17 protein-coding genes are annotated in these 17,720 nt (G+C 68.8%); 7 read left to right on the top strand and 10 right to left on the bottom strand.

Annotated features, from left to right (window positions below):
• Positions 1 to 35 precede the first annotated feature (35 nt).
• Positions 36 to 1,211: a cytochrome P450 gene (locus A5789_RS03730; protein WP_064902658.1), complete on the top strand. Its 1,176-nt coding sequence runs from the start codon at positions 36 to 38 to the stop codon at positions 1,209 to 1,211.
• Between the two features lie 13 nt (positions 1,212 to 1,224).
• Here the strand turns inward: A5789_RS03730 and A5789_RS35280 are convergent, their stop codons facing one another.
• The 3 genes from A5789_RS35280 to A5789_RS03750 all read right to left on the bottom strand — a co-directional run bounded on the left by A5789_RS35280 (position 1,225) and on the right by A5789_RS03750 (position 5,663).
• On the bottom strand, positions 1,225 to 3,657 hold the full coding sequence (locus A5789_RS35280) for a thiamine pyrophosphate-dependent enzyme (RefSeq protein WP_369817500.1): 2,433 nt from the start codon (positions 3,655 to 3,657) through the stop codon (positions 1,225 to 1,227).
• A 134-nt stretch (positions 3,658 to 3,791) separates the two neighbouring features.
• Positions 3,792 to 4,472 (bottom strand): FMN reductase, encoded by a 681-nt coding sequence (locus A5789_RS03745; RefSeq protein ID WP_030514038.1) that lies wholly within the window; start codon positions 4,470 to 4,472, stop codon positions 3,792 to 3,794.
• A 51-nt stretch (positions 4,473 to 4,523) separates the two neighbouring features.
• Positions 4,524 to 5,663 carry an LLM class flavin-dependent oxidoreductase gene (locus tag A5789_RS03750; protein ID WP_063013330.1) on the bottom strand — a complete coding sequence of 380 codons (1,140 nt, stop codon included), beginning with the start codon at positions 5,661 to 5,663 and terminating at the stop codon, positions 4,524 to 4,526.
• Positions 5,664 to 5,829: 166 nt separating this feature from the next.
• On the opposite strand from A5789_RS03750, the gene A5789_RS03755 reads away from it, so the two are divergent.
• From A5789_RS03755 to secG, 4 genes are read left to right on the top strand one after another with little or no spacing between them, the layout of a single operon-like run.
• Entirely contained in the window at positions 5,830 to 6,459 is a 630-nt protein-coding gene (locus A5789_RS03755) for a TetR/AcrR family transcriptional regulator (protein ID WP_064902657.1), read from the top strand.
• A 2-nt stretch (positions 6,460 to 6,461) separates the two neighbouring features.
• Complete coding sequence (locus A5789_RS03760) at positions 6,462 to 7,646, top strand: NADH:flavin oxidoreductase (RefSeq protein WP_063013328.1); 1,185 nt, start codon at positions 6,462 to 6,464, stop codon at positions 7,644 to 7,646.
• A 32-nt stretch (positions 7,647 to 7,678) separates the two neighbouring features.
• The gene (locus A5789_RS03765) at positions 7,679 to 8,425 is read left to right on the top strand and encodes an SDR family oxidoreductase (protein ID WP_030518416.1); all 747 of its coding nucleotides are present in this window, start codon (positions 7,679 to 7,681) and stop codon (positions 8,423 to 8,425) included.
• Positions 8,426 to 8,445: 20 nt separating this feature from the next.
• Positions 8,446 to 8,679: a preprotein translocase subunit SecG gene (gene secG / locus A5789_RS03770; protein ID WP_030518417.1), complete on the top strand. Its 234-nt coding sequence runs from the start codon at positions 8,446 to 8,448 to the stop codon at positions 8,677 to 8,679.
• Here secG and A5789_RS03775 read toward each other — a convergent pair.
• Positions 8,666 to 9,817: a YbfB/YjiJ family MFS transporter gene (locus A5789_RS03775; RefSeq protein WP_227462762.1), complete on the bottom strand. Its 1,152-nt coding sequence runs from the start codon at positions 9,815 to 9,817 to the stop codon at positions 8,666 to 8,668. The two genes, secG and A5789_RS03775, sit on opposite strands and share 14 nt — an antisense overlap.
• On the opposite strand from A5789_RS03775, the gene A5789_RS03780 reads away from it, so the two are divergent.
• Positions 9,810 to 10,730: a LysR family transcriptional regulator gene (locus A5789_RS03780; RefSeq protein WP_231956626.1), complete on the top strand. Its 921-nt coding sequence runs from the start codon at positions 9,810 to 9,812 to the stop codon at positions 10,728 to 10,730. The two genes, A5789_RS03775 and A5789_RS03780, sit on opposite strands and share 8 nt — an antisense overlap.
• A gap of 33 nt (positions 10,731 to 10,763) precedes the next feature.
• On the opposite strand, the gene A5789_RS03785 is transcribed toward A5789_RS03780, so the two are convergent.
• Both A5789_RS03785 and A5789_RS03790 read right to left on the bottom strand, forming a co-directional pair.
• On the bottom strand, positions 10,764 to 11,255 hold the full coding sequence (locus A5789_RS03785; RefSeq protein WP_064902654.1) for a flavin reductase family protein: 492 nt from the start codon (positions 11,253 to 11,255) through the stop codon (positions 10,764 to 10,766).
• Between the two features lie 67 nt (positions 11,256 to 11,322).
• Positions 11,323 to 12,159 carry an SDR family NAD(P)-dependent oxidoreductase gene (locus A5789_RS03790; RefSeq protein WP_064902653.1) on the bottom strand — a complete coding sequence of 279 codons (837 nt, stop codon included), beginning with the start codon at positions 12,157 to 12,159 and terminating at the stop codon, positions 11,323 to 11,325.
• Between the two features lie 54 nt (positions 12,160 to 12,213).
• Here A5789_RS03790 and A5789_RS03795 point away from each other — a divergent pair, with 54 nt between their 5' ends.
• Entirely contained in the window at positions 12,214 to 13,206 is a 993-nt protein-coding gene (locus A5789_RS03795) for an alpha/beta fold hydrolase (protein WP_064902652.1), read from the top strand.
• Positions 13,207 to 13,390: 184 nt separating this feature from the next.
• Here A5789_RS03795 and pgl read toward each other — a convergent pair whose 3' ends face one another.
• The 4 genes from pgl to tal are packed head-to-tail and all read right to left on the bottom strand — an operon-like array spanning position 13,391 to position 17,718.
• Complete coding sequence (pgl, locus tag A5789_RS03800; protein ID WP_064902651.1) at positions 13,391 to 14,122, bottom strand: 6-phosphogluconolactonase; 732 nt, start codon at positions 14,120 to 14,122, stop codon at positions 13,391 to 13,393.
• Positions 14,115 to 15,023: a glucose-6-phosphate dehydrogenase assembly protein OpcA gene (gene opcA / locus A5789_RS03805; protein ID WP_174554966.1), complete on the bottom strand. Its 909-nt coding sequence runs from the start codon at positions 15,021 to 15,023 to the stop codon at positions 14,115 to 14,117. The genes pgl and opcA overlap by 8 nt, the downstream gene beginning before the upstream one ends.
• The gene (gene zwf / locus A5789_RS03810) at positions 15,020 to 16,582 is read right to left on the bottom strand and encodes a glucose-6-phosphate dehydrogenase (protein WP_063013310.1); all 1,563 of its coding nucleotides are present in this window, start codon (positions 16,580 to 16,582) and stop codon (positions 15,020 to 15,022) included. Before zwf ends, opcA begins: the two co-directional genes overlap by 4 nt.
• A gap of 5 nt (positions 16,583 to 16,587) precedes the next feature.
• A complete protein-coding gene (tal, locus tag A5789_RS03815; protein WP_063013308.1) occupies positions 16,588 to 17,718 on the bottom strand; it encodes a transaldolase in 1,131 nt (376 codons plus the stop codon).
• Positions 17,719 to 17,720 lie beyond the last annotated feature (2 nt).

Raw genomic sequence — 17,720 nt, forward strand, 5'->3', positions numbered from 1 at the left:
GCGCGGCCCCCGCCGTGCGGTCGGGGAGGTCGAAGATGTCAGTGCAATTCAGTCCGTACGATTTCGGCATTCACGACGATCCGTATCCGCTCTACGCGCAGTTGCGCGAGCAGGCACCGGTGTTCCGCAACTCCGACGACGACTTCTGGGCGCTGTCGCGCTACGCCGATGTGCTTGCCGCACTGCGTGATTCGGACCGCTTCTCGAGCGCCAACGGGCTGCGGATGGAGCCGGCCTTCTGGGGCCCGCAGGCCGAGCAGTTCTTCTCCTTCGTGGCGATGGACCCGCCGAAACACACTCGCATGCGCGGCCTGGTCACGCGCGCGTTCACCGCGCACCGGGTACAGGCGCTGGCGCCGCGGCTGCGCGAGATCGCCACCGGCCTGCTGGAGCCGCTGCTCGAACGCGGCAGTTTCGACCTGATGACCGAGTTCGCGGGCCCGTATCCGACCGAGGTCATCTCCGAACTGGTCGGCGTGCCGAGCGCGGATCGCGATCTGGTGCGCAAACTCGGCATGGAGATCATGTACACCGAGGAGGAGTCGACCGATCTGCGGCCGGAGGCGATGCAGGCGATCGGCGCCCTGGTCGGCTACTACACCGAGCTGACCATCGAACGCAGTAAGCACCGCACCGACGATCTGCTGTCCGGTCTGCTCGACGCCGCCGACGGGGACGACCGGCTCACCCCGGAGGAAATCGTGGGCGTGCTGATCCTGCTGATCGGCGCGGGGATCGAGACGACCATGCTCACACTGGGCAATATCTGGTACGCCGGATGGGCGCATCCGGACCAGCGGGCCGCGGCGCTCGGGCGCGTCGACGACTGGATCGCCGAGGGCATGCGCTACGACCCGGCGACCCAGTCGCAGTTGCGCACGACCACCGAGGCCGTCGAACTGCACGGCGTCACGATTCCGGCGGGTGCGCGGATGCTGTTGCTGACCGGTTCGGCGAACCGCGATCCCGAGGTCTTCGACCGGCCCGATGTCTTCGATCTCGATCGCGACACCTCCGATGCGCTGGTCTTCGGCAGCGGCCGCCACCACTGCCTCGGCTCGAATCTGGGCCTGCTGGAGTTGCGGACCGCGCTCGGGGAGATCACCGCCCGCATCGCCGACTACGACATCGACCCGTCCGGGCTGCGCCGCATCCACTCCTCGAACAATCGCGGTTTCGCCGCGCTGCCGACAACGGTCACACTGCGCTGATCATCCGCGGCCGCTAACCCTCGTGGCGCGGGCCGGATTTCAGTAACCGATGCGCCGCGGCCTCGATCGCCGCTTCGCTCAGCAGCACCAGTTCGGCGGCGGGTCCGAGCGGAACGAAACTGTCGGCGCTGGTGACGCGGGCGAGGCGGCCGTCGAAACCGCCGTCGAGCAGTGCGGTGCACACCGATTCCGAGACACCGCCGCTGCGGCGGGTCTCGTCGGCGACGAGAACGGCGCCGGTAGCGCGGGCATGGTGCAGCAGATCGTCGACGGGAAGTGGTGTGAGCCAGCGCAAATCGAGCACCCGCGCGCGAATGCCGTTGTCCGCCAGACGCTGTGCGACACGCAGGCTCATCGGCACACCGTTGGCGAAGGTGATGATCGTGAGATCCGTTCCGTCGCCGTGGATTCGGGCCCGGCCGAGCGATACCGGATCGTCATCGGGGGTGGCGAGCCAGCCCCCGTCGCCGGGGCGGTGCAGGTCGCGGGTGTGGTACAGGGCGATCGGTTCGAGGTAGAGACACACCCGGCCCTCGTTGCGAGCGGCCTCGACGCACCGGCGCAACATCGCGGCGGCGTCGTCGGCCCGGGCTGGCGCCGCGACCACCACGCCGGGGATATCACGCAGCGCCGCAACGGAATTGTCGTTGTGGAAGTGCCCGCCGAAACCGCGCTGATAGGCGAACGAGGCGATCCGCACCACCATCGGGTTGTGGTACTGCCCTGCGGAGAAGTACGGCAGGGTCGCCGCCTCACCCCGGATCTGATCCAGCGCATTGTGCACGTAGGCGAGATACTGGATCTCCGGAATCGGTACGAATCCGGCGAGTCCGGCGCCCAGCGCGGTACCGAGCACGCTCTGCTCGTCCAGCAGGCTGTCGAACACCCGCCGCGCCCCGAACTGCCGCTGCAGCCCCTTGGTCACGCCGTAGACGCCCCCCTTGCGGCCGACGTCCTCCCCGAAAACCAGCACATCGGGGTCGTGGTCGAGCAACGACGCCAGCGTGTGGTTGATCGCCTGCGCCAGCGTCATCGGCCCGGTGCGGTCGGCGGTCTGCTCCGAGGCCCCGGCATGCGAGCGTGGCGCCGGGCTCGTCTCACCGTCCGTCGAGGTGCCGGTGGAATCCGCGGGTACCGCGGGGGAGCCACCGAAGTCGGTGCGGTGTGCCGGTTCGGCGGCCGGCGCGGACTCGGTCCGGGACGCCGGATGCTCGAAAGTATCTGTCCGCGTAGCGCTCTCGGACTGCTGCGGCGAGGCCGTGGTGGCAGCGGCCGGCATGCGGTCTCCGGCGCGGGGGCCCGGCTTCGGATTCGGCGAAGGTTGTCGGGCACGCCCGAATTCCAGGGGCGCCCGGATCGCCTCGGCCGAGTCCAGATGCGGTTCTTCGGCCACCTGCGCCGCCGTCGCCGCCACGCGGGCGCCGATCGCGTCGTAGTGGGCGAGAACTTCTTCGGCGGTGGCGGCACCGATCTCGACGAGCAACCGGGCCGTCGCGGCGACCGGATCGCGGCGGCGGTCGGCCTCGATGTCCTCGGGCCGGCGGTACGCCGACTCCACGTCGGATCCGGCGTGCCCGAGCAGCCGCACCGTGCGCAGCCGCAACAGTGCGGGACGCCGCCGGGCACGCACGGATTCCGCGGCCGCCGACGCCACCGACAGGGCCTGCCGGAGATCGGATCCGTCGGCGTCGAAATACCGCAGCCCCGGTCGCGATCCGAAGGCCGCTTCGATCCAGTCCGGGGGAGTGGGCACGCTGATGCCGAGCCCGTTGTCCTCGCAGACGAACAGCAGCGGCATCGGAATACCCTGGTGCGCGGTATGGATCGCGGCGTTGATCGCACCGGTCGCGGTGGAGTGATTGGCCGAGGCGTCGCCGAATGTGCACAGCACCACCGCATCTCGCGGCCACGGCGTGTCCCGGCCCAGCCGGCGGGCCCGATCGAGCGCGAAGGCCAGACCCATCGCGCGGGGGAGATGGGAGGCGATGGTCGAGGTCTGCGGTATCACCGACGCGGGCGCATTGCCGAACACCTTGTGCCGCCCGCCCGAGATCGGATCGGCGGCCGCCGCGACGACTCCCAGCAGCACGTCACGGATCGGGTCCAGTCCCGGGATCTGCCGGCAGCGGTGCACGAAGAACGCACCGGACCGGTAGTGCAACAGCGCCGGATCGGTGCTGCGCAATGCCTGCGCCAGCACCACATTGCCCTCGTGCCCGCTGGACCCGATGCTGTAGTACCCGCGCTTGCTCGCGCCGAGCCGCCGTGCCGCGAAATCCAGATGCCGGCTCGTGGCCTGAGCGTCGAACAAGTCCAGACACGTCCCGACGGTGATCGGACTGCCGCTGCCGATCGGATCGGTGGCGGCGCGTCGCGATCCCGGCCGCACCTCCGCCAGGGATACACGCAACCAGTCGTCGAGAAGCTCTTCCGGGCCCGCAGTCACCTCTCCATCATGTCGCGTGCGACCGCCCGCGCACCGGATTGGGTGTGCGGGCGGTCGAAGCGAACCCGCCGGCCTACCCCGAGCGAGTCGATCGGAGCGTGGGCCGGGCCGGCAGGGGAGAGAAGCGCGGTGTCCTACCGCTGTTCGGCCGGCCGGTGGGGACGTTCGGTGTGTCCGGTGTGGCCCGCGAGCAGCTTGGCGAACGGCGTCACCTCGCCGACGTGGTTACCCGACTGCCGGGTCCGGGCCGGTTCGGGGAGGAACCCGTCCACGCCGGTCGGTACCGCGACCACCAGGGTGGCGAATTCGGCCGCGGCGCGGTGGATCCGCTCACCCAGTCCGGCCGAACCGAAATCCTCGGTCGCGGCGAACACGCCGGTCGGAACGACGACCGCGCGCAGGTAGGTGAACAACGGCCGCATCGCATGCTCGAGCACCAGCGCGTGCCGGGCGGTTCCCGCCGTGGCTGCGATGAGCACCGGCATGGCGTTGAGCGCCTCGGTGTCGAGCACGTCGACGAACATCTTGAACAGCCCGGAGTAGCTCGCGGCGAACACCGGGGTGACGGCGATGAGGCCGTCGGCCGCGGACACCTTCTCCCGCGCCGCCGCCACCGCGGGCGTCGGCAGGCCGCCGGAGACCATCGTGGCGGCGAGATCGCTTGCCAGATCCCGTAATTCGATGACCTCGATGGTCACGGCCTCACCGCGGGCGCCGACGGCCGAGGCCACCGCATCGGCGAGCTGATCGGCGAGCAGGCGGGTGCTCGACGGCTGCGACAACCCGGCGGTGAGTACGACAACGGTGTGCGACATGGGTTTTCGTCCCTCGTTCGATGCGGTCGGATGAATACGCGGTGGAATGAATCAGGCCTGCTCGGCCGCGGCCAGCAGCCGCTCGCGCGCCGGCTCCACCAGATGATGCGGCGCCTCCGGACCGGCCGCCACCAACGACGCGTGGGTCGGCGGATCGCTGGGAACGTGCGCGGGACGGCGCAATTCGAATTCCTTGCGCAGCACCGGCACCACCTCGCGGCCCAGGATCTCGACCTGTTCCAGGGCGACGTCGATGGGCAGGCCGGCGTGGTCGATCAGGAACAGCTGGCGCTGGTAGTCACCGGCGTAGTCGGCGAAACCGAGGGTGCGCTCGATGACCTGCTCGGGAGTGCCGACGGTCAGCGGCGTCATCTCGCTGAAATCCTCCAGCGACGGACCGTGCCCGTAGACCGGCGCGTTGTCGAAGTACGGCCGGAAGAACTTCTTGGCCTCCGCTTCGGTCTCGGCCATGAACACCTGCCCGCCCAGACCGACGATCGCCTGGTCGGCCGAGCCGTGACCGTAGTGCTCGAACCGCTGCCGGTACAGCCGCACCATCTCCTCGGTGTGTTCCTTGTTCCAGAAGATGTTGTTGTGGAAGAAGCCGTCGCCGTAATAGGCGGCCTGCTCGGCGATCTCCGGCGAACGGATCGAGCCGTGCCACACGAACGGCGGCGTGCCGTCCAGCGGTGCGGGAGTCGCGGTGAATCCCTGCAGCGGCGTGCGGAACTGGCCCTGCCAGTCGACCACCGGTTCGCGCCACAGCCGGCGCAGCAGGTGGTAGTTCTCGATCGCGAGCTCGACGCCCTTGCGGATGTCCTTGCCGAACCACGGGTAGACCGGCCCGGTGTTGCCGCGGCCCATCATCAGGTCGACCCGGCCGCCCGACAGATGTTGCAGCATCGCGTAGTCCTCGGCGATCTTCACCGGGTCGTTGGTGGTGATGAGCGTGGTCGAGGTCGACAACTGCAGTTTCTCGGTGCGCGCCGCGACCCAGCCGAGCATGGTGGTCGGCGAGGACGGCACGAACGGCGGATTGTGGTGCTCGCCAGTGGCGAACACGTCCAGCCCGACCTCCTCGGCCTTCAGGGCCAGTCGCATCATCGCGTCGATGCGCTCGCCCTCCGTGGGCGCGATGCCGGTGGTCGGATCGACGGTGACGTCGCCGACGGTGAAGATGCCGAACTGCATGGCCGCCTCCTGAGATCTGATCAAAAGTTCAATCACCTGAACGAGGGCAGATGTCCCAGTATTCCTTGACATGTCCACTACTCGAGAAACGGCCGGTGCGCAGCACTTTGTCTCACTGATTCAATCAGTGATTGAAACCTGTTCTGTGTCGTGGTTCACTAACGGCATGGGCGAGAAGGTGTCAGCCGGGACCCGGGCCAAACTGCTGGCGGCGGCGGAGCGGTTACTGCTGACCGAGCGCTACGAGGACGTCTCGGTGCGGTCGATCTGCGTGGCCGCGGGCGCCAACCCGGCCGCGGTGCACTACCACTTCGGCTCCAAGGAGGCGCTGATCGCCGCGCTCATCGAGGATCGGCTCGGACCGCTGTGGGCCGAGGGGCTGGCCGCGGCCACCGCCACCGAGCCGAGCTCGGTCCCGGCGGTGCTCGACGCGGTGCTCGCGCCGTTCGTCGAGCTCGCCGCCGACCCGATGGGCCGGTTGCATCTGCGGCTGCTGGCCGGATTGATCCTGCGCCGGCGGCCGATGTCCTGGCAGCACCAGTGGTTCCGGATGGAGTCGTGGTCACAGCTGCTGCCGGAGCTGACCTCCGGTGAGGCCCGCCGCCGCTGGCAGCTGGCCTTCGACCTGATCATCATGCGCTTCGGCAGCACCGAGGACTACGACATCGCGCCGTCCGCGGTGGCGACGCTGCGCGAATTCGTCATCGCCGGGTTGAGCGCACCGCCGCCCGCTACCGATACCCCGCATCCCGCCGTGCCCGCCTCCACCGCTTCGCATACCGCCGTACAGGAGTAGTAGTGAACGATATTTTCGAACCCGTCGATCTGGGCCCGATCACCCTGCGCAACCGGGTGATCAAGGCCGCCACCTTCGAGGGCCGGACCCCCGACGCGCTGGTCACCGACGAACTGATCGAGTTCCATCGGGAGATCGCGGCCGGCGGCGTGGGGATGAGCACCATCGCCTACTGTGCCGTCGCCCCGGGCGGGCGCACCGACCGCCACCAGATCTGGATGCGCCCCGAGGCGCTACCGGGACTGCGGCGGCTCACCGACGCCATCCACGCCGAAGGAGCCAAGGTCAGCGCGCAGATCGGCCATGCGGGCCCGGTCGCCAACGCGGCCTCGAACCGGGCACCGGCGCTGGCGCCGACGCGGTTGTGGTCGCCGTTGAGCATGAAGATGATGCGGTCGCCCTCGGTGGCAGAGATCCAGGATGTGGTGGCCGCGCACGTGCGGGCGGTGTTGCTGGCCGAGGAGGCCGGATTCGATGCCGTAGAACTGCATTTCGGCCACAACTATCTGGTCAGCTCGTTCCTCAGTCCGCTGCTGAACCGCCGGAAGGATGCCTACGGCGGGCCCTTGGAACATCGCGCCCGGATGGCCCGTGAGATCGCGCTCGCGGTGCGCGATGCCGTCGGCGGCCGGCTGGCGATTCTGGCCAAGCTGAATATGGAAGACGGTGTGCGCGGCGGATTTTCGCTGGCCGAGTCACTCCAGGTGGCCTCCTGGCTGGAATCCGACGGCGGACTCGACGCCCTCGAACTGACCGCGGGTAGTTCGCTGCTCAACCCGATGCTGCTGTTCCACGGCGATGCGCCACGGCAGGCTTTCGCCAAGACGCTGCCCGGCCCGACCCGGTTGGGCTTCAAGGTCGTCGGCAAGGCGTTCCTGCGTGAGTACCCATATCACGGCACCTACCTGCTCGAACGGGCCCGCCAGTTCCGCCGCGAGCTGTCGATGCCGCTGGTGCTGCTGGGCGGCATCACCGATATCGACGATATGCGGCGGGCCCGGCGTGAGGGCTTCGAATTCATGGCGATGGGCCGCGCCCTGCTCCGCGAGCCGGATCTGCTGCAGCGCATCGGCTCCGACGCCGAGACCCGTTCGGCCTGCATCCACTGCAACGAATGCATGCCCACCATCTACACCGGCACCCGGTGCGTGCTGCGGCTGGACGGCCCGCCCATTCCCGCATCCTGACCCCCGATAGACGAGAGAAGAGAGACGATGTCATGAGTGGACGTTTGACGGGCCGGGTCGCCCTCATCAGCGGCGGCGCCTCCGGCATGGGCGCCTCGCACGCGCGGGCCTTCGTCGCCGAGGGAGCGCGGGTGATGCTCGGCGACATCGCCGACGACGCGGGCCAGGCGCTGGCCGCGGAACTGGGTGAGCAGGCCGGCTACGTACATCTCGACGTCACCGAGGCCGCCGGCTGGCAGGCCGCGGTCGCCGCCACCGTCGAACGATTCGGGCTGTTGAATGTGCTGGTCAACAATGCGGGCGTGCTGGACGGCGGCCCGCTGGGCACCTACACCGAGAAGCAGTGGCAGCGGGTCATCGACATCAATCTGACCGGTCCCTTCCTGGGATTGAGCGCCGCGCGCGACGCGCTGGTCGCCGCCCGCCCGGCCGCGGTGATCAATATTTCCTCCGCGGCCGGTATGCAGGGCGTGAGCGGCATGCACGCCTACACGGCCTCGAAGTTCGGCGTGCGGGGGCTCACCAAGTCGGCCGCGCTGGAACTCGCGCCCGAGGGCGTGCGGGTCAACTCGGTGCATCCCGGCGGAATTCTGACGCCGATGATCGGGGTCACCGAGGAGATCGCGGTCGATCGCGGCGAGAATGTGCGTGCGCGGCTCGGCCTGCCCGCCGAGGTGTCGGATCTGGTGGTCTTTCTGGCGAGCACCGAATCCAGCTACTGCACCGGTGCGGAATTCGTCGTCGACGGCGGGATGACGGCCGGTTCGGTGGTGGGCTGAGCATCCCATAAACTGTCGGCATGCAAATGTTCCTGGATATCCTCCTGGTCATCACCAGCGTCCTGCTGGTGTTGCTGGTGTTGCTGCACCGCGCGAAGGGTGGAGGCTTGTCCAGCCTGTTCGGTGGTGGTGTGCAGTCGAGTCTGTCCGGATCCACGGTGGTCGAGAAGAACCTCGACCGCATCACCATCTTCGTCGGCCTGATCTGGTTCATCGCCATCCTCGGTATCGGCTTCGAGATCAAGTTCGCCTGATCGTCGCGGCGGCGTCACGGCGCCGCCGCGAGCAGATCGCGATCGCCGATACCGCGGCCACGGCCAGGATCGCCGCCGCGATCGTGAACGCGGCGGCGTAGCTGTCGCCGAGCACCGGCGCCACCGCCAGAGGTCCGAGCATCTGGCCGAGCCCGTATCCGGCGGTCAACGTCGCCGCCGCACCCGGACCGGCCAGATCGTCGCCGATCTCGAGGGCGAGCAGGGTGATTCCCATGAAGGTCGCGCCGAACAGCGCGGCCGACGCCACCGCCGGCCAGACACCCGCCGACAGCGTCGGCAACAGGGCTGACAGACATTGCAGCACCAGGGCGGCCACCAGGGCGATCACCGGAGTAGCCCGCCGGGCGATCAGGCTCCACACCACGGTCGCGGGGGCGGCCGCCACTCCCACGACGATCCAGATCGCGGTGCCCGCGGTCCGATGACCGGTGGCGTCCACGGCGGCGACCAGGAACGTTCCCAGGACGATGTAGCCCAGCCCCTCCAGGAAATAGGTCAGCTGAAGCAACCGCCAGGAGCGTGGCGACCGCACTGTCGCCGCACCGGTACGGCTACCGGCGACGACTTCCAGCCGCAGGGCCGGCCACAGCAGCAGCGCGGTCAGCGCGGCCGCGGCGAGCCACAGCGCCTGCCAGGACAGCACCGACTGCGCGACCAGTACCAGCGCACCCGTTGCCGCGATTCCCGTGCCCACTCCGGCGAAGGCGATACCCGCTGCGCGCCTTCGGTTTTCGTGCCGGGCGGCGATCTGCGCGCAGCCGATGAAAAGGACCGCGCTCGCGACGCCGGCCACCGTCCGCAGGATGATCGGCAGGATCGCCGGCGCAGGGATCGCCATGGCCGCCTCACTCGCCACCAGCGCGGCGGCCGACAGCCGAAATGTCGTGCGGCCGTTGTATTCCGGAAACCGCGCCAGCGCGACCGCGCCCAGCAGATAGCCCGCATAGTTGGCCGCGGCCACGACCGCGCCGGTATGTGCGCCGAAGCGTCCGGCGTCGATCATCACCGGAAGCAGCGGCGTGTAGACGAAGCGACCGATGCCCATGGCGGCGGCCAATCCGGCCGAGGCGCGCAGCGCGGGCGCGAGCGATGCCTGTCGAGGAAGTGCGATGGTCACGCCGACCAACGCTACGGATCCGGCGCGGCCCCGTGAAATGCTTCCTGTGCACGATGTATACGCTGAGCGTATGGATCTGGAATTGCGGCATCTGCGCGCGTTCCTGGTGCTGTGCGAGGAAGCCAACTACACCCGCGCCGCAGCGCGGCTGCACACCACCCAGCCCTCGCTGACTCGCACCGTGCAACAGGCCGAACGGATTCTGGACTGCCGGCTGGTCGAGCGCAGTGCGCGGCGCTTCGTCCTCACCGCGGAAGGGGAGTATCTGCTCGCGGCCGCGACCCGGATCGTCGCCGATATCGATGCCGTCACCGCCGATCTGCGGCTGCGAGCCCGGGTATCGGTGGGGTTTTCCTGGCTGTTGCCCGACGACTGGTTCACCGAGGTCCGCACGCGCTTCGAGGCGCGCGGCGGGCGGGTCGGCATCCATCGCATCGACGATCCGGTGGCCGCCGTCGCGGCGGGAAGTATCGATATCGCGCTGTATCGCAAGGATATTCGGCTGCCTGCCGCCATGACCGGGCGGATCATCGGCACCGAGCGGCGGGTGGCGGCGGTGTCCGTCCGCTCGCCGCTGGCCAACGCGGCGGCGCTGCGGTGGCAGGATCTGGCGGCCTATCCGCTGGTGGTCAATACCGTCTCCGGCACCACCGACGAAACCAGTTGGCCCGCAGCCGAACCCGGCCGCGAGATCGTCACCTGCACGAACTTCGACGAGTGGATCGAGTTGATCGCCGCCGACCGGGGGATCGGTGCCGTTCCCGAGCTGGCACGCACCCGAGCGCCGCATCCCGGCGTGGCCTACCTCGATATCCCGGACGCCCCGCCGTCGGCCCTGCGGCTGGCCTGGCGGACCCGGCCCGCGCCGGCCAGGTCGGTGCGGAGCTTCCTCGACCTCGCAGCGAACGGCTGAGGGTCTCGAACGCCGGAGGCCCAGGGGGAGCCTTCAGGCGGGGTGGCCGGGAGTGAGACCGGCGAGGTCGCTGTAGCGCAGCCCGGTGATGCCCTCCGGCGGGGTCGGGCCGCCCAGCGGTTCCAGCAGCAGACCCACGTGGTCGCCGAAATCGTGGCGCTCGAGGATCCGGCCGGAGAACCAGGCCGCCGCCTCGTCGAGCACCACCACTCCGTCGGGCCCGTGATGCCAGCGGCACCAGGTGAACTTGTCGACATCGTCGCCGGTCTCCGCACCGAACAGCTGGGCCAGGGCCCGCGAACCGGAATCGACGAGATGCACCGCGACGTGGGTGGCGCCCGCGGCCACCCGGTAGGTGTAGTTGAGTTCGGACAGGCACACCAGGAATCGGCGCGGTTCGATCCCGACCTGGGACGCGAAGCCCACCACACACCCGGCGCGCTCGGATTCCGTCGCCACCGTCACCACGTAGATCGGAGCGTCCGCCGTCGCCACCAGCGCGTCGAAATTCGCGATCGCGTCCATCCACCCTCCTTCACTGCCGGCGTCGCGGGATGCGAGCCGCCGCCTCAGGCTAAGGGAACAGCGCCTGTCACGTGCGCGGCACGCGACCGTCGATATCGGTGAAGCCGTAGGCCTCGGCCAGATCGGCCACCCGCCACGGCCGGCCGGTGCGTGAGCGCCGGCCCGGATCCGCGGCGAGCGCGACCACCGCGCGCCCGGCGAAATGCGGAGTCTCGGCCTCGTTCAGATCGAAGGTGCCCTCACCGGGCAGCGTGATCAGGCGTCGGCCCTGCGCATCGGCCGGAACCAGCTGCAGCAGTTCGGTATTCACGATCCCCGGCCACAGCGACACGACCGTGACCTCGGTGCCGGCCAGATCGTGCGCCATATCGGCGGTCAGCCGGTCGACGGCGGCCTTGCCCACGCCGTAGACGACGTTGTGGGTGAAATGTTCGGCGCCCGGCGAGGAGATGTCGACGATCAGCCCGCCCGATTCGATCAGCAGCGGCGCCGCGAAATGGGCGGCGGCGTAATGGGAGCGCACGCCGATATCGAAGCCCTCGTCCCAGGCCTTCGGCGGCACCTTCCAGAACGGTTTGCCGAGCCAGCGCGCCGAGGCGGGGGAGTTGTAGACGTTGTTGACAAGCACATCCAACCGGCCGTGATCGGCGCGCACGGTTTCGAACAACCGTGCCACCGCCTCGTCGTCGCGGTGGTCGCAGACGAACGGCACCCCGCGCCCGCCGAGCTCGTCGATCTCGCCGGCGGTCGCGGCCACGGTGCCCGGCAGCTGCCCGGGACTTTCGGAGCGCCCGGTCACGTACACCGTCGCGCCGGCCGCACCCAGCTCGAGCGCGATGCCCTTGCCGATACCGCGGCTCGCACCGGTGACGACGGCGACTCGATCGGTCAGTATTCCGTTCACGACTCCGGGACACTACCGTGAAACGAGAACGTGTTCTAGTACCTGGGAGGCGCAGTGGGGCCGACGCATCGGTTCGTGGAGACCAACGGGATTCGGCTGCATATCGCCGAAGCGGGACGCGGGTATCCGGTCATCTTCTGCCACGGATTTCCGCACGGCTGGTACGTGTGGCATCGGCAATTGTCGGCGCTGGCGGCAGCCGGATATCACGCCATCGCCCCGGATCTGCGCGGCTACGGCCGGACCGAGGCGCCCGGCGGGGTGGAGGCGACCACCAATCGGGCCGTGATCGGCGATCTGCTCGGGCTGCTCGACGAGATCGGCGCCGAGCGAGCGGTTTTCGTCGGCCTGGACTTCGGCGCGCAGCTGGTGTGGGAGCTGGCACTGCGGGCGCCGGAACGGGTAGCGGCGATCATGGTGCTGAACAATCCGTACGCGCCCCGGCCGCCGATGGCGCCGTCGGAGTTCTGGACGCGCGCCGCACAGCGTCATTTCCTGCATCTGTCGTATTTTCAGGAGCCCGGTGTCGCCGACGCCGAACTCGCCGCTCGCCCCCGCGAATTCCTGGCCCGCGTGTACTACGCGCTCAGTGGCGAGTTCCACTACCTCGACACCTGGAAGAATCCGCCCGGTATCGGTTATCTGGACGCACTGCCGCAGGCGCCCGCACTGCCCTGGCCGTGGCTCTCGGAATCCGAATTCGACACCCTGGCAGCCGAATTCGAACGGACCGGCTTCACCGGCGGGCTGACCTGGTACCGGGCGCTGGACCGCAACTGGGAGCTGACCGAGGGCCTGCCGACGACGGTGCCGGTGCCGACCTGCTTCCTCTACGGCGAAAACGACCCGGATATGGAGGGTTTCAGCGGCCGCGACCCACTGGCGGTGCTGCGTGCGCACGTACCGGATCTGCGGGCCGTCGAAAAGGTGCCCGGCGCAGGACATCTCGTCCAACTCGAGCGCACCGATGCGGTGAACGACTTCCTGTTGCGTCACCTCGCCGAACTCGTCGCCGGCGACGCGTCGCGAAATGCGGTGCCGCGGTAGGGATTCGCCCACTCCCCGCGCCGGTAGCGACAGGAGGGCGTCTACGCGCACCGCCGGGCGGGCCGTATTCACGACGAGGTGGCCCGCATCCTGCCCGCGGGCCACCTCGTCGGTGTGTATCTGAGCCTGCCTGTCGCCGCGTGGGCGCAGACGGAGGACGATCAGCCGGGATTCCGTCCCGGCCTCAGGGCAGCTTCGCGGCCGCCGCTTCGTCGACCATCCAGGTGGTGGTTTCGCTGCCGTGCGCCCCGGCCGCCGGGATCTCGAGCGGGGAAGCGCCGCCCACCGCCTGGGCCACCGCCTCGGCCTTGCCCTCGCCGCCGACCACCAGAACCACGTGCCGCGCGCGGGCGACCGCGGGCAGGGTCAGGGTGACACGCACCGGCGGCGGCTTCGGCGAATCGGTTACGGCGAGAACGAGTTCGTGCTCCTCCGCGACAGCCGCGGAATGCGGGAACAGCGAGTTCACATGAGCGTCGCCACCCATGCCGAGCAGATGCAGGTCGAATGCGCCGTGCTCGGCCAGATGCGCGTGCACCGTCGCCGAATACTCGGCGGCGGCCTCGACCGGATCCGGATACTCCCCGTCGGAGGTCGCGACCGGATGCACCCGCGCCGGGTCGACCGCCACGTGATCGAGCAACGCCTCGCGCGCCTGCAATTCGTTGCGTTCGGCATCGCCCGCCGGGACGAACCGCTCGTCGCCCCAGAACACATCCAGGCGACCGAAGTCGATCGCGCCGGGTGCGTGCCGCACCTGCTCCAGCAGGGCGATCCCGGTGCCGCCGCCGGTGAGAACCACCGACGCCGAACCACGCTCGGCCTGAGCCCTGGTCACCACCTGCACGAACCGCACGGCAGCCGCCTTCACCAGTTCGTCGTGATCGGCAAAAACCGCGATTTCCGGCTTATTCATAGATCACCTTCCCGATTCCGGCCAGTGCCTCGGCGTAGACCTCGTCGGCATCGAGCCGCCGCAGTTCCTCCGCCAGGCAGTCCTTGGTCTCACGACGGGCGAGCGCGAACCGCTGATCGGGCTCGCCGGTCCGCGTCAGGGTCGCGGTGCGGCCCGTCTGCGGACGTTCGATGCCGACCGACACCGACGCGCGGTGCAGGACGACCTTCAACTCTCCGGTCCGACGGTGGATCGGGCACGCCAATTTGGCCGCCAGCCATCCCGCCAGAATGTCGAGCGCGGGTTCTTCGGCCAGCCCCGAAACCGTTACCGATTCGATCGGGTCGTACGGCGGCACGTCGAGTGCCGAGGCCAGCAGCGCCCGCCAGAACGTGATCCGGCTCCACGCCAAATCGGTGTCGCCCGGTGCGTAGGAATCCAGCCGCCGGGTGATCGCCGCACGCGGGTCCGGGGCATAGGTCGAATCGGTGATCCGGCGAATGGCCAAGCGTCCCACCGAATCCCGCGACGGAAACTCCGGCGCGCCGCGCGGCCACCACGCCACCACCGGAGTGTCCGGCAGCAGGAACGGGATGACCACGCTGCTCTCGTTGTTGACCAGCTCGCCCTGCAGTCGCAGCACTATCACCTCGGCCGCCCCGGCGTCGCCGCCGACCCGGATCTGGGCGTCGAGTTTGGTCTCGGAGAACCGGTCGCCGCGCGCGAGCACGATCACGCGACAGGGGTGTTCGCGGCTGGCGTCGTTGGCCGCGTCGATGGCGTCCTCGGCCTCCGAGGAATCCAGCGTGCACACCACCAGCGTGAGCACCCGGCCCATGGCGATCACACCGTTGGACTCGCGCAGGCTGACCAGTCGTTTGGTCACCTCGCGGGTGCTGGTGTCGGGCATGTCGACGATCATGGCCGCCGCCATTCGCGCCCGGTGCGGGCGAGCATTTCGTCGGCCGAGGCCGGACCCCAGGTGCCGGACTCGTATAACTCGGGCTTACCGCCCTCGGCCCAATGATCGAGTACGGGATCGAGGATGCGCCACGCCAATTCGACCTCCTCGTTGACCGGGAACAGTGACGGCTCGCCCAGCAGCACGTCCAGGATGAGCCGCTCGTAGGCCTCGGGCGAGGATTCGGTGAACGATTCGCCGTAGCTGAAATCCATGTTGACGTCGCGGACTTCCATACTGGATCCGGGCACCTTCGAACCGAACCGCATGGTGATGCCCTCGTCCGGCTGCACCCGGATGACGAGCGCGTTCTGGCCCAGCTCCTCGGTCATGGTCTGATCGAAGGGCAGATGCGGGGCCCGCTTGAACATGACCGCGATCTCGGTGACCCTGCGCCCCAGGCGTTTTCCGGTGCGCAGATAGAACGGCACGCCCGCCCAGCGGCGCGTGTCGACGTTCAGCGTGATCGCGGCGTAGGTCTCGGTGCGCGAATGCGGATCGAAACCCTCCTCCTCGGCCAGGCCCACCACGCGCTCGCTGCCCTGCCAGCCGGCCGCGTACTGGCCGCGGGCGGTGGTCTCCTCCAGCGGTTCGACCAGCTTCGTTGCCGAGAGCACCTTGATCTTCTCGATCTGCAGCTGTCGCGGCTGGAAGTTGACCGGATCCTCCATCGCCGTCAGCGCCAGCAGCTGCAGCAGATGGTTCTGGATGACGTCGCGGGCGGCGCCGATGCCGTCGTAATAGCCTGCGCGCCCGCCCAATCCGATGTCCTCGGCCATCGTGATCTGCACGTGGTCGACGAAGTTGGCGTTCCAGATCGGCTCGAACAGTTCGTTCGCGAACCGCAGCGCCAGCAGGTTCTGCACCGTCTCCTTGCCGAGGTAGTGGTCGATACGGAAGACCGTCTCCTCGGGGAACACCCGGTTGACCAGGGCGTTGAGCTCCTGGGCGCTCTGCAGGTCGTGACCGAAGGGCTTCTCGATCACCACCCGCCGCCACGGCTGCGGTTTACCCGGCCCCGGATCCGGCGGCTTCGCCAGCCCGGTGCGCGAAAGCTGTTCCAGCACAATCGGAAACGCGTTCGGCGGGATCGACAGATAAAAGGCGTGGTTGCCGCCGGTGCCGCGTTCGGCGTCCAGCTTCTTGAGCGTCTGCGCGAGCGTGCCGAAGGCGGCGTCGTCGTCGAAGGTGCCCTGCACGAAGCGGATACCTTCCGACAGCTGTTCCCACACCTCCTGCCGGAACGGAGTGCGCGCATGCTCCTTGACCGCCTGGAGGACGACCTGAGCGAAATCCTCGTCGGCGTAATCGCGCCGGGCGAACCCGACCAGCGCGAAACCCGGGGGCAGCAGCCCCCGGTTCGCGAGGTCGTAGATGGCCGGCATCAGTTTCTTGCGTGACAGGTCCCCTGTCACCCCGAAGATCACCATGCTGCACGGGCCGGCGATCCGGGGAAGCCGCTTGTCGCGCTCCTCGCGCAGCGGATTCCCCGGGGCGGCCGTCTTCTTCTGGCCGGCCATCGCGGTCAGTTGCTTCCGGTGCTCTTCAACTCGGCGGTGGTCGCCGTGAGCAGCTCGTCCCACGACTTCTCGAACTTCTCGACACCTTCGCGCTCGAGGACGGCGAACACGTCGTCGAGATCGACTCCGACGCCGGTGAGCGCGTCGAACACACCCTGCGCGTCGGCCGCCGTGCCCGACACCGTGTCCCCGCGCAGTTCGCCGTGGTCGGCGAACGCCTCGAGGGTCTTTTCCGGCAGCGTGTTGACCGTATTCGGCGCCACCAGTTCGGTGATGTACATGGTGTCGGGGTAGTCCGGGTTCTTCACGCCCGTCGACGCCCACAGCGGCCGCTGCCGGTTACCACCGGACGAGGCCAGATGCGAGTAGGTCGAGGTGTGGTCACCCCCGTCGAACACGTCCTGGTAGGCGGCATAGGCCAAGCGCGCGTTGGCGATTCCGGCCTTACCGCGCAAGGCCAGCGCCTCGTCCGAACCGATCTGCTCGAGCCGCTTGTCGATCTCGGTGTCCACGCGGGAGACGAAGAACGACGCGACCGAATGGATGCGGGCCAGGTCGTGGCCGGCGATGCGCGCCTTGCGCAGGCCGTCCAGATAGGCGCCCATCACGCTGAGGTAGCGCTGCACCGAGAAGATCAGCGTGACATTGACGCTGATCCCTTCGGCGATCACGCGCGTGATCGCGGGCAGGCCCTCCTCGGTGGCCGGAATCTTGATGAACAGATTCGGCCGATCGACGATCTTCCACAGCTCGACCGCCTGCGCGACGGTCTTGTCGGTGTCGAAGGCCAGTCGCGGGTCGACCTCGATCGAGATCCGGCCGTCCACGCCGCCGGTCGCGTCGAAGACCTCGGCCAGCACGTCGCAGGCCGAGCGGACGTCGTCGGTGGTGATCGTGCGGATGGCGGCGTCGGCGTCGGCGCCCTGGGCGGCCAGCTCCTTGACCTGGTCGTCGTAGGCGTGGCCCTCGCTCAGGGCCGCCTGGAAGATGGTCGGGTTGGTGGTCACGCCGACGATGCTGCGGGTGGCGACGAGGTCGGCGAGATTGCCCGAGCGGATCCGGTTGCGTGACAGATCGTCGAGCCACACCGACACGCCTGCGCGAGACAGTGCGGCGAGATTCTCGTTCTGTGCCATTG

The sequence above is a fragment of the Nocardia sp. 852002-51101_SCH5132738 genome (genome assembly GCF_001665695.1).
In the GTDB taxonomy this organism is placed as follows: Bacteria; Actinomycetota; Actinomycetes; order Mycobacteriales; family Mycobacteriaceae; genus Nocardia; species Nocardia nova.